The 14,968-nt window shown below is 71.1% G+C and carries 10 protein-coding genes; 7 read left to right on the top strand and 3 right to left on the bottom strand.

Translation table 11 applies throughout. The annotated features are described in order from the left end of the window. Positions 1 to 164 precede the first annotated feature (164 nt). Entirely contained in the window at positions 165 to 1,943 is a 1,779-nt protein-coding gene (locus NQO67_RS26750; RefSeq protein WP_255952831.1) for a site-2 protease family protein, read from the bottom strand. 70 nt (positions 1,944 to 2,013) lie between these two features. On the opposite strand from NQO67_RS26750, the gene NQO67_RS26745 reads away from it, so the two are divergent. Both NQO67_RS26745 and NQO67_RS26740 read left to right on the top strand, forming a co-directional pair. Next, a complete protein-coding gene (locus tag NQO67_RS26745; RefSeq protein WP_255952830.1) occupies positions 2,014 to 3,042 on the top strand; it encodes a RecB family exonuclease in 1,029 nt (342 codons plus the stop codon). A 15-nt stretch (positions 3,043 to 3,057) separates the two neighbouring features. Beyond that, positions 3,058 to 3,729, top strand: coding sequence for a response regulator (locus tag NQO67_RS26740; RefSeq protein ID WP_255952829.1), 672 nt, complete (start codon positions 3,058 to 3,060; stop codon positions 3,727 to 3,729). 452 nt (positions 3,730 to 4,181) lie between these two features. Here the strand turns inward: NQO67_RS26740 and NQO67_RS26735 are convergent, their stop codons facing one another. Both NQO67_RS26735 and metH read right to left on the bottom strand, forming a co-directional pair. Beyond that, positions 4,182 to 4,889: an HAD family hydrolase gene (locus NQO67_RS26735; protein WP_255952828.1), complete on the bottom strand. Its 708-nt coding sequence runs from the start codon at positions 4,887 to 4,889 to the stop codon at positions 4,182 to 4,184. 359 nt (positions 4,890 to 5,248) lie between these two features. Further along, the gene (metH, locus tag NQO67_RS26730) at positions 5,249 to 8,812 is read right to left on the bottom strand and encodes a methionine synthase (RefSeq protein ID WP_255952827.1); all 3,564 of its coding nucleotides are present in this window, start codon (positions 8,810 to 8,812) and stop codon (positions 5,249 to 5,251) included. A gap of 463 nt (positions 8,813 to 9,275) precedes the next feature. Here metH and NQO67_RS26725 point away from each other — a divergent pair, with 463 nt between their 5' ends. From NQO67_RS26725 to NQO67_RS26705, 5 genes are all read left to right on the top strand, one after another. Continuing rightward, a complete protein-coding gene (locus tag NQO67_RS26725) occupies positions 9,276 to 10,043 on the top strand; it encodes an IclR family transcriptional regulator (protein WP_255952826.1) in 768 nt (255 codons plus the stop codon). Positions 10,044 to 10,354: 311 nt separating this feature from the next. Further along, positions 10,355 to 11,146, top strand: a complete 792-nt coding sequence (locus NQO67_RS26720; protein ID WP_255952825.1) for an MIP/aquaporin family protein — start codon at positions 10,355 to 10,357, stop codon at positions 11,144 to 11,146. Between the two features lie 130 nt (positions 11,147 to 11,276). Continuing rightward, positions 11,277 to 12,833, top strand: a complete 1,557-nt coding sequence (gene glpK / locus NQO67_RS26715; RefSeq protein WP_255952824.1) for a glycerol kinase GlpK — start codon at positions 11,277 to 11,279, stop codon at positions 12,831 to 12,833. Between the two features lie 167 nt (positions 12,834 to 13,000). Continuing rightward, entirely contained in the window at positions 13,001 to 13,672 is a 672-nt protein-coding gene (locus NQO67_RS26710) for a FadR/GntR family transcriptional regulator (protein WP_255952823.1), read from the top strand. A 249-nt stretch (positions 13,673 to 13,921) separates the two neighbouring features. Then, on the top strand, positions 13,922 to 14,947 hold the full coding sequence (locus tag NQO67_RS26705) for a PAC2 family protein (RefSeq protein ID WP_255952822.1): 1,026 nt from the start codon (positions 13,922 to 13,924) through the stop codon (positions 14,945 to 14,947). Positions 14,948 to 14,968 lie beyond the last annotated feature (21 nt).

Genomic DNA, 14,968 nt, shown 5'->3' with positions numbered 1-14,968 from the left:
ACGGGCGGCCCCGGGGCACCCTTGGGCGATCACCGCACACAAGCGAGTGAGCCGAAGGGCGCGCCGGTGTCGAGACTCCCACCGCGCGCAGGCCCGACGAAGGAGGGCTGAGCACGGTGGGAGTCTCGACACCGGCTGAGGCGCCCGGAGGCGAACCGAGCGTTTTAAGCAGTGCTCCGGGCCATGGCCTTGACGAAGGCGCGCTCGACGTCGGCTGCGGAGAGCACCCCGTAGATCTCGCCGGTCTCTTCGATCACCAGGTATTCGCTGGCGGGGGTGGCGCGCAGCACGTCGAGGAGTTCTTCGCCGGTCAGCTCGGCGGAGACGCGCATGCCTTCGGTGATCTCCTGGGCGAGCCCGCTGACGGCGACCCATGGGCGGCGGTGTTCGGGGATGCCGACGATGGCGGACTCGCGGACGAGGGACAGGGGTGTGCCTTCGGCGTCGACGACGACCAGGGCGCGCGCACCGGCCTCGTTGGCACGGCGGAGGGCTTCGGACAGTGGTGTGTCGGTCTGGACGGGCACGGCACGCCTGGTGAGGTTCCGGGCGCGTAGTTCGGGCAGGTGCTGGCGCAGCCGGGCCATGCGCAGGCTGTTGCCGGCGCCGGTCCACATGATGGCGGCGAGGATGGCGGCGAGCAGTGCGTCGGTGAGGGTGTCCATGCCGCTGGTCTCGTCGGCTCTGGAGCCGAGCACGCCGGACTGGGTGAGCAGTGGCAGGCCGATGAGGACGCTGATGGCGAGGGCGCGCCCGACCCAGGCGGCGGCGACGGTGCCGGCCATGGGTTTGCCGCTGATTTTCCAGACCACGGCGCGGAGCATGCGGCCGCCGTCCAGGGGCAGGCCCGGCAGCAGGTTGAAGGCCGCGACGAGCAGGTTGGAGATCATCAGGCCGGCGAGCAGCACGCCGGGGACGGTGCCCGGCTCGACGGCGAGCAGGCCCGCGTAGAAGACGCCGGCGAGGACCAGGGACAGCAGTGGGCCGACGAAGGCGAGGATGAATTCGCGGCCGGGTGTCTCGGATTCCTTCTCGATCTCGGAGACGCCGCCGAAGAACTGCAACTGGATCCGGCGTACCGGGAGCCGGAAGCGGAGGGCTGCGACGGTGTGCGCGAGTTCGTGGACGAGTACGGAGGCGTAGAAGGCGACCGCGAAGAAGAGCGAGACGAGGTAGCGCAGCGCGCCCAGCTCGGGCAGCACGCGGTCGAGCTGCCCGCCGAAGACCCAGGTGATCAAGGCGGCGACCAGGAACCAGCTCGGCGCGACGTAGACGGGGACGCCGAAGGGCCGGCCCATGAGGATCCCGCCACGGGGTTCGGGTTTGCGGGGTGGCGGCGGCCGCTTGCGCCCGCCGGAGGGTGGCGGGGGCGCCGGTGGTCCGGGGTGTCCGGAGCCGCCGGGTGCCGGGGCGGGTGCCGATCCGGGGGTGCTCCCGCTGGCGCCGGATTCCGCTGCGGGGGGCGGCTCGGGGGCCTGGGGTCGCGGTTCCGTCGCACCGGGCTCGGGCTCGCTTGACGGCTCGGGCTCGCTCGGCGGCTCGGGCTCACTCGGCGGCTCGGCGGCCTCGGACCTGGGCTCTGCGTGCGGCTCCGGTGTGGTGTCGTCGGGGTGCGGCTCGACGAGTTGCTCGGGCTGCTCAGGCGGCTCGGGCTGCTCAGGCGGCTCGGGCTGCTCAGGCGGCTCGTCGGATGCAGGTGTTTCCTCGGCGGGGGCCTGCTCGGGCCGTTCCGCTTGCTGTGGGCGCTTCAGGCTTTCCACCGTGCCCTCTGAGTCCTCGTGGTGCTGTGTGGTGTGAGAACTCGCGGGAGGCTCGTCGTGTTCCCCGGCGCTGCGACGGTCTCTCCCGTCGTCGTCGCCGGCGTCTTCGGACAGCGGCTGCCCGCTCCGGCCGCTCTCGTCCACGATGTCCCCTCGTCTGAAGCGTCCCTCGCTCCTGATCATGCAGGGCGAGAGGGTCTGACGTCGATGGTATGCGTCGGGATGTCAGTGGCGGGTCGTAGGGTCTTGGGTCATGGAGATCGGCGCGGCCGGTGGGACCGGCTCGGTGGGCGGGTCCGGCTCGGACGGGACAGCGGGTACGGAGAGCGGGGTCGTCCCCGACGACGGGGCGGGTGCGGGAGACGGGCGCGGCTCCGGCGGTTCGGGGCGGGGCAGACGGGGGTCGGGGGTGGTGCCGCCTGCTTCGTTGTCGCCGTCACGGGCGAGCGACTTCATGCAGTGCCCGCTGCTGTACCGCTTCCGGGTGATCGACCGGCTGCCCGAGAAGCCGAGCGCAGCGGCCACCCGGGGCACCCTGGTGCATGCCGTCCTGGAGCGGCTGTTCGACGCGCCCGCCGCACAGCGCACCGCGCTGCGGGCGAAGGCGCTGATCCCGGGGCAGTGGGAGCGACTGAGGCGGACGCGCCCCGAGCTGGCGGAGCTGTTCCCGGGGGCGGACGAGGAGCAGGCGGGTGCCGATCTGGCGCGTTGGCTCGCCGAGGTCGAGGGTCTTGTGGAGCGCTGGTTCACGCTGGAGGACCCCACTCGTCTGGAGCCCGCCGAGCGTGAGCTGTTCGTGGAGACCCGGCTGGACTCCGGCCTGCGACTGCGCGGCATCATCGACCGCGTCGACGTGGCCCCCACCGGCGAGGTGCGCATCGTCGACTACAAGACGGGCAAGGCCCCGCGCCCCGAGTACGCCCAGGGCGCGCTGTTCCAGATGAACTTCTACGCGCTGGTGGTGTGGCGGCTGAAGGGGGTCATCCCGCGTCGTCTCCAGCTGGTGTACCTGGGCAGCGGTGATGTGGTGACGCACGACCCGGTCAAGGCCGACCTGGAGGCGGTCGAGCGCAAGTTGCTCGCGCTGTGGGAGGCGATCCGGCTGGCGACCGAGACCGGCGACTGGCGGCCGCGCCCCACCAAGCTGTGCGGCTGGTGCGATCACCAGGCGGTGTGTCCGGAGTTCGGCGGTACTCCCCCGCCGTATCCGTTGCCGCTGGCCCTCCCCCTCGGGGCGGCTGACCCGGATGACGCGGCGCAGGGCAGAATGGGGCCCCACTAGCCGAAGGAGAGTCACGTGGCCATCCGCGTCCTACTGGTGGACGACCAGCCGCTGCTGCGTACGGGGTTCCGGATGATCCTGGAGGCCGAGCAGGACATCGCGGTCGTCGGCGAGGCCGGGGACGGCCTACAGGCGCTGGACCAGGTGCGGGCGCTACAGCCCGATGTGGTGCTGATGGACATCCGTATGCCGCGGATGGACGGGGTGGAGGCCACCCGTCAGATCTCCGGTCCCGGGCGGGACGGCCCGGCGAAGGTACTGGTGCTGACCACGTTCGATCTGGACGAGTACGTGGTGGAGGCGCTCCGGGCCGGTGCGAGCGGTTTCCTGCTCAAGGACGCCCCGGCCAATGAGCTGGTCCAGGCGATCCGGGTGGTTGCGGCCGGCGAGGCGATGCTGGCGCCGAGTGTCACCCGGCGGCTGCTGGACAAGTACGCGGGGCACCTGCCGTCCGGGGACGAGCCGGTGCCGGACACCCTGCACACCCTCACCGAGCGTGAGGTGGAGGTGCTGAAGCTGGTGGCCCGCGGGTTGTCGAACGCGGAGATCGCCGCGGATCTGTTCGTCAGCGAGACGACGGTGAAGACGCACGTGGGGCATGTCCTGACGAAGCTGGGGCTGCGCGATCGGGTGCAGGCGGCGGTGTACGCCTATGAGAGCGGACTGGTGCGGCCCGGTTCGCAGTGAGGTTGGCTGCGAACCGGTTGTTGGGGGCACCGCTTGGCGCGGGGCGCTTCGCGGACCGGCGTTCCGCCGGCGCCTCGTTGAACGGCCGGGACTTGCCCCTACGGGCCGGTGACGGTCTCGCGGTTTCGTGGTGGCCGGGCGCGCAGTTCCCCGCGCCCCTCCCGGGGTCGACGCGCCGTTCCCTCCGCCCCTCGCGGTACGACAGAGCAACCCGGTCCGCAAAGCCGCCCCGCGAGCGCGCGGCCGTAGCCGTAGCCCGGCGGCTTCGCCGCGGCCTCAAGCGTCGCGATGTGGTCCGGTCGGTCCGGTCGGTCCGGTCGGTCCGGTGACGGTCTCGCGGTTTCGTGGTGGCCGGGCGCGCAGTTCCCCGCGCCCCTCCCTGGGTACGGGGCGCACGGGGCCGTCAGAGGCCGTCCGGTGCCGTCGTGATCTGCTGCACCCGGTTTACCGGCTCATGCGCTGGCGGGCAGGGCCACCAGGTCGCGGAGGAAGGCCAGGTCGACCTCTTCGAGGGTGGTGACGATGGTGCGGCCGGGGGCGGGGGCGATGGGGGTGATCGACGGGACCGCGACGACGCGGCAGCCGGCCGCCTCCGCGGCGGCCACCCCGGTGGCGGTGTCCTCGATGACGGCGCACCGGGCCGGGTCGGCGCCGAGTCCGGCCGCCGCCAGCAGGTACGGGTCCGGGTGCGGCTTGGTGCGCGCGACGTCGTCTCCGGCGACGGTCAGCGCGAAGTGCTGGGATCCGAGCGAGGCGAGGATGCGGTCCATGACGCGCCGGTGGGTGGCGGACACCAGGGCGGTCGGGATCCCCTGAGCGGCGAGTTCGCCGAGCAGCCGGCCGGCGCCGGGCATCAGCGGCAGGCTGCGGCCGATGCGCTCCTCGAAGCCGTCGTTGAGGAGCACCGTCAGTTCGGGGATGCTGATGCGCGCACCGGTGGCCTCGATCAGGAAGGCCGCACTGCGGGTCATGGGGCCGCCGACCACGACGTTGCGCCAGGCGTCCTCGAGGGTGTGCCCGAGTCGGGCGAAGACCTCGACCTCGGTGTCCCACCAGAAGCCCTCGGTGTCCACGAGGGTGCCGTCCATGTCGAGCAGCACGGCCTGAAGAGCCGGCCCTTCTGCCATCCGGGTACCCACGGCGGGGACCGTACTGGTCATCCGTGCACCTCCGTACGGGACGAGAAGGCCGGTCGCCTCCTCACTGCGGAAGGGGCAACCGGCCAACGCTGGACCGACCAGTGTACGGCCCCCGGGAGCCGGACGCGCGGGAAAGCGGGCCGGATGACCGGGTCTGGGCAATCATGTCCGGCGCATCCGCCCTGGTCACGAGGGGCGCGCCGGACGCTCGGCGGCATAATCACCAAACGTCCGACGTGGGCGATATCACTCCATGTGGAGGGTTCGATACCGTGTGTCCGAGTGTCCGATACCCGGTGTTCGATCGCCCGACCGGTCCAGACCTTTCGCCGGCCTTTTGCCGCCTACGCGGTCCCCGCGATGCGTGTCGTGCCTCAGCGTCAGCGTGCGTTGAAGTACTTCGCCTCGGGGTGGTGGATGACGATGGCGTCGGTGGACTGCTCGGGGTGGAGCTGGAACTCCTCCGAGAGCTGGACGCCGATGCGCTCCGGCTGGAGCAGTTCGGCGATCTTCGCGCGGTCCTCCAGGTCGGGGCAGGCACCGTAGCCGAGCGAGAAGCGGGCGCCGCGGTACTTCAGGGCGAACATGTCCTCGATGCCGGCGGGGTCCTCGCCGCCGAAGCCGAGCTCGGCGCGCACCCGGGCGTGCCAGTACTCCGCGAGGGCCTCGGCCAGCTGGACGGACAGGCCGTGCAGCTCCAGGTAGTCGCGGTAGGCGTCGGCCTCGAAGAGTCGGGCGGTGGCCTCGCTGACCCGGGATCCGACGGTGACGACCTGGAAGCCGACGACGTCGGTCTCGCCGGAGTCCTCCGGGCGGAAGAAGTCGGCGAGGCAGAGCCTGCGGCCGCGGCGCTGGCGCGGGAAGGTGAAGCGGGTCCGCTCGTTGCCCTCCTCGTCGAGGATGATCAGGTCGTCGCCCTTGGAGACGCACGGGAAGTAGCCGTACACGGTGGCGGCTTCGAGGAGGTTCTCCGTCTGGAGTCGCTCCAGCCAGCCGCGCAGCCGGGGCCGGCCGTCCGTCTCCGCCAGTTCCTCGTAGCTGGGTCCGTCGCCGGTGCGGGACTGCTTCAGGCCCCACTGGCCCTTGAACAGGGCGCCTTCGTCGAGCCAGGACGCGTAGTCCTTGAGGGGAACGCCCTTGACGACGCGGCTGCCCCAGAACGGTGCAGTGGGGACGGGGTTGTCCGTGGCGACGTCCGAGCGGACGTCGCCCGTCTCGGGGCCGTCGTCCGGGAGGGCGGCGGCGGCCTTGACGCGGCGCTGCTTCAGCTCGGGCAGGGTGGCGCCGGGTACGCCGCGCTTGACGGCGATGAGGGCGTCCATCAGCCGCAGACCCTCGAAGGCGTCGCGTGCGTAGCGCACCTCGCCCTGGTAGATCTCGTGCAGGTCCTGCTCGACGTAGGCGCGGGTGAGCGCGGCGCCACCGAGGATGACGGGGTAGTCGGCGGCCAGCCCACGCTGGTTGAGCTCCTCCAGGTTCTCCTTCATGATCACGGTGGACTTCACCAGCAGTCCCGACATGCCGATGACGTCGGCGCGGTGTTCCTGCGCGGCTTCCAGGATCGCGGAGACGGGCTGCTTGATGCCGAGGTTGACGACGTTGTAGCCGTTGTTGGACAGGATGATGTCGACGAGGTTCTTGCCGATGTCGTGGACGTCGCCGCGGACGGTGGCCAGCACGATGGTGCCCTTGCCGGCCTCGTCCTCGTCGGCCTTCTCCATGTGCGGCTCCAGATGGGCCACCGCGCTCTTCATGACCTCGGCGGACTGGAGCACGAACGGCAGCTGCATCTGGCCGGAGCCGAACAGTTCGCCGACGACCTTCATGCCGTCCAGGAGGGTGTCGTTGACGATGTCGAGGGCCTTGCGGCTCTCCAGGGCCTCGTCGAGGTCGGTCTCCAGGCCGTTCTTCTCGCCGTCGATGATGCGCCGCTTGAGGCGCTCGTCCAGCGGCAGCGCGGCCAGTTCCTCGGCCTTGCCGGCCTTCAGGGACTTGGCGGTGGCGCCCTCGAACAGCTCCATGAGCTTCTGGAGCGGGTCGTAGCCCTCGCTGCGCCGGTCGTGGATCAGGTCGTGGGCGGCCTTGACCTGCTCCTCGTCGAAACGGGCGAGGGGAAGGATCTTGGAGGCGTGCACGATCGCCGAGTCCAGGCCGGCCTTGACGCACTCGTCGAGGAAGACGGAGTTCAGGACGATACGGGCGGCCGGGTTGAGGCCGAAGGAGATGTTGGACAGGCCGAGGGTGGTCTGCACGGCCGGGTGGCGCTTCTTCAGCTCGCGGATCGCCTCGATGGTGGCGACGCCGTCCTTGCGAGACTCCTCCTGACCGGTGCAGATGGTGAAGGTCAGGCAGTCGACGAGGATGTCCTCCTCCCGGATGCCCCAGTTGCCGGTGAGGTCGGCGATCAGCCGTTCGGCGATCTCGACCTTCTTCTCCGGGGTGCGGGCCTGGCCCTCCTCGTCGATGGTCAGCGCGATCAGCGCAGCGCCGTGCTCAGCGGCCAGCCGGGTGACCTTCGCGAAGCGGGACTCGGGGCCGTCGCCGTCCTCGTAGTTGACGGAGTTGATGACCGCGCGCCCGCCCAGCTTCTCCAGGCCGGCCTGGAGAACGTCGACCTCCGTCGAGTCCAGCACGATCGGCAGCGTGGAGGCGGTGGCGAAGCGGCCGGCCAGTTCCTGCATGTCGGCGACGCCGTCGCGGCCCACGTAGTCGACGCACAGGTCGAGCATGTGGGCGCCCTCGCGGATCTGCTCGCGTGCCATCTCCACGCAGTCGTCCCACCGGGCCTCCAGCATGGCCTCGCGGAACTTCTTCGAGCCGTTGGCGTTGGTCCGCTCGCCGATCGCCAGGTAGGCGGTGTCCTGGCGGAACGGCACGGCCTGGTAGAGGGAGGCGGCGCCGGGCTCGGGGCGCGGGTCGCGTTCGCGCGGTGTCATGGCGCGCACCCGGGCGACGAGCTGGCGCAGGTGCTCGGGGGTGGTGCCGCAGCAGCCGCCGACCAGGCTCAGCCCGTACTCCCGGACGAAGGTCTCGTGGGCGTCGGCCAGCTCGCCCGGGGTCAGCGGGTAGTGGGCGCCGTCCTTGCCCAGCACGGGCAGGCCCGCGTTGGGCATGCAGGTCAGCGGGATCCGGGCGTGCTGGGACAGGTAGCGCAGGTGCTCGCTCATCTCGGCGGGTCCGGTGGCGCAGTTCAGGCCGACGAGGTCGATGCCGAGGGGTTCCAGGGCGGTGAGGGCGGCGCCGATCTCGGAGCCCAGCAGCATGGTGCCGGTGGTCTCCACGGTGACCGAGCAGATCAGCGGCGCGTCGGAGCCGGTGGCCCGGCGGGCGCGGTGTGCGGCGACCAGCGCGGCCTTGGTCTGGAGCAGGTCCTGGCTGGTCTCGACGAGCAGGGCGTCGGCGCCGCCGGCCAGCAGGCCCTCGGCGTTGCGCTGGTAGGCGTCGCGCAGTTCCGGGTAGGCGGCGTGGCCGAGGGTGGGGAGCTTGGTGCCGGGGCCCATGGAGCCGAGCACCCAGCGCTGCCGGCCGGTCGCGGCGGTGGACTCGTCGGCGACTTCGCGGGCGATGCGGGCGCCGGCCTCGGAGAGCTCGACGATGCGGTCGGCGATGTCGTACTCGCCGAGGGCGCTGAGGTTGGCGCCGAAGGTGTTGGTGCCCACGCAGTCGACGTCGGCGGCGAGGTACTCCCGGTGGACGGAGCCGACGACGTCGGGCCGGGTGACGTTCAGGATCTCGTTGCAGCCCTCGAGGTCCTGGAAGTCCTCCAGGGTGGGGTTCTGCGCCTGGAGCATGGTGCCCATGGCGCCGTCGGCGACCACGACACGCGAGGCGAGGGCGGAGCGCAGGGCGCGGATGCGGTCGCGGCTGTCGGCGGGTTCCGGCGGGGTACGGTCCGCCTGCGTGGAATCGGCCGATGGGGACGACGGGCTGGGCAGCGAGGCCATGAGAGTGCTCCCTGGATGCGACGGCTGTCGGCTTTGCGCCTCCCGCGCGGAAGGCGCACCCCGCAAGGGTAGCCGGGGGTGGCCGGGTGGCGCCGGGTTGTCCAGGTAACGGACGGACCGGCGAAAGGGCGAAACACCAACGGAACAGACATGCCGGGTGGGGTGCCCGGGGCAGTGGCGCCCGGTGCCGGCGCGTTCGGCCGACCGGGGCCCCGGGGATTCGTCCGGGTGGCGGGGGGGGTGGGTGCGTCGGGGCCTGCCCCGTGGGTGCTGCATTCTTCGACGTCGGGCCCGTGGGTGCCGGGAAGGCCGGCGCTCCGGAGGCGCGATCCACACTGTTGGCAGCAGGTCGACAACGACCGATACTGTTCCGCATTGCCGAACGCCTCCTAGGAGGTCGTCGTGCGACCGTAGGGGGCCATGGGAGGCCGTGGTCGAGGAAGGAAGCGGAGGTAGCCAGGCGATGGCGCGGAACATCCAGTCCCTCGAACGAGCCGCCGCGGTGCTGCGGCTGCTGGCGGGCGGCGAGCGGCGACTGGGCCTGTCGGACATCGCCGCCGCCCTCGGGCTGGCCAAGGGCACCGTGCACGGCATCCTGCGCACCCTCCACGACGAGGGATTCGTCGAGCAGGATCCGGCCTCGGGGCGCTATCAGCTCGGCGCTGAGCTGCTGCGCCTGGGCAACAGCTATCTGGACGTGCACGAGCTGCGCTCGCGCGCCCTGGTGTGGACGGACGACCTGGCACGCGCCAGCGGTGAGCGCGCCTACCTGGGCGTGCTGCACCAGCGCGGCGTCCTCATCGTGCACCACGTCTTCCGGCCCGACGACAGCCGCCAGGTGCTGGAGGTGGGCACCATGCAGCCCCTGCACTCCACCGCACTGGGCAAGGTGCTCTGCGCGTACGACCCGGTGGCCCGCACCCAGGCCTCGCAGATGGCACGCAAGACCTTCACCGCGCGCACGGTGAGCGAGTCGAACGCGTTCGAGGCAGGGCTCGAGCGCACCGGTGCGCGGGGCTACGCGATCGACATAGAGGAGACCTGGGAGGGCGTCGCGTCGGTGGCCGCACCGATCTACGACCGGCGCCGCATACCGGTGGGCGCGGTGGGGATCAGCGGTGCCGTGGAGCGGGTGTGCGCGGCGGACGAGGCACTGCGCCCCGAGCTGATCGCGGCGGTGCGGGACTGCGCCCGCGCGGTCTCGCGCGACCTGGGCGCGTCTCGCTTCTGACGGTCCGGGCGCCGCCCCGAAAGGCGCGCCGCGGCACGTCAGGGCACCACATCGACCGCCTTGTCGACCGGCCCGGTTCAGGGCTCCCCGCACGGGGTAACGATCGGGTTTTCGGTACGCGGGCTCTTGACGAGCCAGTAACACCGGAGTGAGACTCGCGCCCGACGGTCGGCATTGTCGAACGCTTTGCGGCATTACTCGCCAGGGTGCGGCGGCGCCGCGGCCGTCACGCCCTCACCACGAGGGCGCGGACCACCGGGGCGGGAATCCTGGGGTTCGCCTTCCCTGGACGAAGGACAAAGGAGTCGCGGGTGTCCAGCTCCGACATCTTCATCGGCGAGACCACAGGTACCGCCCTACTCATCCTGCTGGGCGGTGGCGTCTGCGCCGCCGTCACGCTCAAACGCTCCAAAGCACAAGGTGCCGGCTGGCTCTCCATCACCTTCGGGTGGGGCTTCGCCGTGCTGACCGGCGCCTACGTCGCGGGCGGCGTGTCCGGCGCCCATCTCAATCCGGCGGTGACCATAGGGCTCGCCATCGAGGGCGGCACGAAGTGGAGCGATGTGCCGCTCTACCTGGTTTCCGAGCTGTTGGGCGCGATGATCGGTGCCGTGCTCGTCTGGCTCGCATACCTGGGGCAGTTCCAGGCCCACCTCACCGACCCGGAGATCGTCGGTGCCCAGCCGGCCGAGGAGGGACTGGTGGACCAGAAGTCGGCGCCCGCGGCCGGCCCGGTCCTCGGCGTCTTCTCCACCGGACCGGAGATCCGGCATGTGGTCCAGAACCTGCTGACCGAGATCATCGGCACGTTCGTGCTGCTCATCGCGATCCTCACGCAGGGTCTGAACAACAACGGCGATGGTCTCGGCCCGCTCGGCGCCCTGATCACCTCCCTTGTCGTGGTCGGTATCGGCCTGTCCCTGGGTGGTCCCACCGGCTATGCCATCAACCCGGTGCGTGACCTCGGGCCGCGCATCGTGCACGCCCTGCTGCCGCTGCCGAACAAGGGCGGCTCTGACTGGAGCTACTCCTGGATACCCGTGGTGGGTCCGCTGATCGGCGGAGCCCTTGCGGCCGGTCTCTACAACGTCGCCTTCGCCTGAGGCAGCGTGGACCTCACAGAGGCCGGTGGACCTTCGCCCAGGCCGGGCGAGCGGCCGTACGCCACTGACCCGGGCCCCTGCGGGACCCCCACCCGCCCAAGAAGCCAACGACGATCCCCTGGAGCACACCGTGACTGACGCACCCACCACCGCAGCCCACTCCCATGGCGTAGGACCGTTCATCGCGGCCATCGACCAAGGCACCACCTCGAGCCGCTGCATCGTCTTCGACCGGGACGGCCGCATCGTCTCCGTCGACCAGAAGGAGCACCAGCAGATCTTCCCGAAGCCGGGCTGGGTCGAGCACGACGCCACCGAGATCTGGGTCAACGTGCAGGCCGTGGTCGCCGGAGCCATCGAGAAGGCCGGCATCACCCGTGATGACATCAAGGCGATCGGCATCACCAACCAGCGCGAGACCACCCTGCTGTGGGACAAGAAGACCGGCAAGCCGGTGCACAACGCCATCGTCTGGCAGGACACCCGCACCGACGCGCTGTGCAAGGAACTCGGCCGCAACGTCGGCCAGGACCGTTTCCGGCGCGAGACGGGCCTGCCGCTGGCCTCCTACTTCGCCGGTCCCAAGGCCCGCTGGCTGCTCGACAACGTCGAGGGCCTGCGGGAGCGCGCCGAATCCGGCGACATCCTGTTCGGCACCATGGACACCTGGGTCATCTGGAACCTGACCGGCGGGGTCAACGGCGGTGTGCACGTCACCGACGTCACCAACGCCTCCCGCACCCTCCTGATGAACCTGCACTCCATGGAGTGGGACGAGCGGATCTGCAACTCCATCGGGGTGCCGCAGCAGATGCTGCCCGAGATCCGCTCCTCCGCCGAGGTGTACGGCGAGATCACGGGTGGCGCGCTCGGCGATCTGCTGGGCGGCATCCCGGTGGCGTCCGCGCTCGGCGACCAGCAGGCGGCGCTGTTCGGGCAGACCTGTTTCGCCGAGGGCGAGGCCAAGTCCACGTACGGCACCGGCACCTTCATGCTGATCAACACCGCCGACAAGGCGATCAACTCCTACTCGGGGCTGATCACCACCGTCGGCTACCGGATCGGCGACCAGCCGGCCGTGTACGCCCTGGAGGGCTCCATCGCCGTCACCGGTGCGCTGGTGCAGTGGATGCGTGACCAGATGGGCCTGATCAGCACCGCCGCCGAGATCGAGACGCTGGCCTCCTCCGTGGAGGACAACGGCGGCGCCTACTTCGTACCGGCCTTCTCCGGCCTGTTCGCCCCGTACTGGCGCTCCGACGCCCGCGGTGTGATCGCCGGCCTCACCCGGTACGTCACCAAGGCGCACATCGCCCGGGCCGTGCTGGAGGCCACCGCCTGGCAGACCCGCGAGATCGCCGACGCCATGAAGAAGGACTCCGGTGTCGAGGTGACGGCGCTGAAGGTGGACGGCGGGATGACCGCCAACAACCTCCTCATGCAGACCCTCTCGGACGTCCTGGACGCGCCCGTGGTGCGCCCGATGGTCGCCGAGACGACCTGCCTCGGCGCCGCCTACGCCGCCGGCCTCGCCACCGGCTTCTGGCCGGACACCGAGGCGCTGCGCGCCAACTGGCGCCGGGCCGCCGAGTGGACGCCCCGGATGGACGCCGAGACCCGCGAGCGGGAGTACAAGCAGTGGCTCAAGGCCGTCGAGCGGACCATGGGCTGGCTCGACGAGAGCTGACCCAGGGGGCGGGTGCCTGCTTCGGCCGGCGCCCGCCCCGGCCCACCCCGGAGCAAGCCCGCCACGCCGACAGCCGCCGCCGGCAAGATCGGCATAGGGGTGCGGGCACGATGCGAGAGGCGGCATAATCTCGCCATACATCGGATGTCTGGTGAGACGGGGTCCCCATGGCTGTCACGGACGAGGCCATCGAGAAGATCAAGGGAATGATCGTCTCCGGTGCGCTGCGGCCAGGCGACCGGCTGCCCAAGGAGAGCGAGCTGGCCGCGGACCTCGGCCTGTCCCGCAATTCCCTGCGCGAGGCGGTGCGCGCCCTGTCGCTGATCCGGATCCTGGACGTGCGCCAGGGCGACGGCACGTACGTCACCAGCCTGGATCCGCAGTTGCTGCTGGAGGCCCTGAGCTTCGTCGTGGACTTCCACCGCGATGACACGGTCCTGGAGTTCCTCGCGGTGCGCCGCATCCTGGAGCCGGCGGCGACGGCCATGGCGGCCGCCCGGATCACCACGGCCCAGCTGGACGAGCTGACCACGCAACTGGATGCGCTCGGCGCCGCGCCCTCCGTGGAGGACCTGGTCGCCTGCGACCTGGAGTTCCACCGGGGCATCGTGCAGACCTCGGGAAACTCGGTGCTCTGCTCGCTGCTGGACGGCCTGTCGGGGCCGACGACCCGGGCGCGCATCTGGCGCGGCCTGACGCAGGAGGACGCGGTCAGCCGCACCCTGCACGAGCACCGCCAGATCCTCGCCGCGCTGCGTGAGCGGGACGGGGAGGCCGCCAGATCGTGGGCGACGGTGCACATCGCCAGTGTGGAGCAGTGGCTCCGCTCCACACTGTGACGAAGCTCTCCTCCGAGCACGCCCCGCGGCACCCTGCGGTGTCCCCACCTCCGGTCCCTCCACCCACCCGTGTGCCCGGCCGCGGTGTGCCGTCGTGCTCGAGGGTGGTGGCACGTGGTGAGGTCTTCACTCCGGTGCGCAAAGGGGCTGCAGAGGGTGGCGGCCGGAGCCGTAAGGTTGGTGCGTACGTGAGTGGGGGTACCCCCAGGCCGTCCAAGGCTCTGGGGGAACGTTGGAAGGAGGCGCTGGGTGATCGAGCTCGAAGGGCTCCCCGAGCTGGTCGACCCGGTCATGGTGGCCGCGTTCGAGGGCTGGAACGACGCTGGCGACGCCGCCTCCACTGCGGTCGCGCATCTCGACAAGGAGTGGAAGGGCGAGGTGTTCGCGGCCCTGGACGCCGAGGACTACTACGACTTCCAGGTCAACCGTCCCACCGTCTTCATGGAGGCGGGTGTACGGAAGATCACCTGGCCGACGACGCGGCTCTCGGTGGTGCGGGTGGGCGGCGAGAAGCCGCGTGACCTGGTCCTGGTACGGGGTATCGAACCGTCGATGCGCTGGCGCTCGTTCTGCAACGAGCTGCTGGCCTTCGCCCATGAGCTGGGTGTGGAGTTGGTGGTGGTGCTCGGTGCCCTGCTCGGCGACACCCCGCACACCCGTCCCGTCCCGGTCAGCGGGGTCACCTCCGATCCGGATCTGGCCCGCGCCATGGACCTGGAGGAGACGAAGTACGAGGGACCGACGGGCATCGTCGGCATCCTCCAGGAGGCGTGCACCCATGCCGGGGTGCCCGCGGTGAGCCTGTGGGCGGCCGTGCCGCACTACGTGTCGCAGCCACCGAACCCGAAGGCCACGCTGGCCCTGCTGAACCGTCTCGAAGACCTCATCGACCTGCGCATTCCGCTGGGCGAGCTGCCCGAGGACGCGCGTGCCTGGCAGCTCGGCGTGGATCAGCTCGCCGCGGAGGACAGCGAGGTCGCGGAGTACGTGCAGACGCTGGAGGAGGCCAGGGACACCGCCGACCTCCCGGAGGCGTCCGGTGAGGCGATCGCCCGCGAGTTCGAGCGCTATCTGCGCCGGCGCGACGGCGGTGGCCCGGCAGGGCCGGGCGCACCCGGCACCGCGGGCGGCCCGGGCACGGCGGGCGGACACGCCACGGACAGCGGGGACGGTTCGTCGTTCCTGCGGGACAACCCGAGCGGGCGCACGCGGCCGCCTAAGCGGCCGCGGCGGGGGGACGAGGCGGATGGCAGCGAGGACACGTCAGAAGACTGATCCGGCCTGACGGCCCGTCGG

This window comes from Streptomyces odontomachi (assembly GCF_024435355.1).
GTDB classification, from domain to species: domain Bacteria; phylum Actinomycetota; class Actinomycetes; order Streptomycetales; family Streptomycetaceae; genus Streptomyces; species Streptomyces odontomachi.
The sequence above is the reverse complement of the archived record's forward strand: the minus strand, read 5'-3'. Positions and strand labels throughout refer to the sequence as shown.

Excerpts from the sequence above, each read along its gene's own strand:
- NQO67_RS26725 (WP_255952826.1), top strand. The coding sequence starts at position 9,276 with ATGGCGCGGAACATCCAGTCCCTCGAACGAGCCGCCGCGGTGCTGCGG.
- NQO67_RS26735 (WP_255952828.1), bottom strand. The coding sequence starts at position 4,889 with ATGACCAGTACGGTCCCCGCCGTGGGTACCCGGATGGCAGAAGGGCCG.
- NQO67_RS26745 (WP_255952830.1), top strand. The coding sequence starts at position 2,014 with ATGGAGATCGGCGCGGCCGGTGGGACCGGCTCGGTGGGCGGGTCCGGC.
- NQO67_RS26750 (WP_255952831.1), bottom strand. The coding sequence starts at position 1,943 with ATGATCAGGAGCGAGGGACGCTTCAGACGAGGGGACATCGTGGACGAG.
- NQO67_RS26710 (WP_255952823.1), top strand. The coding sequence starts at position 13,001 with ATGGCTGTCACGGACGAGGCCATCGAGAAGATCAAGGGAATGATCGTC.
- metH (WP_255952827.1), bottom strand. The coding sequence starts at position 8,812 with ATGGCCTCGCTGCCCAGCCCGTCGTCCCCATCGGCCGATTCCACGCAG.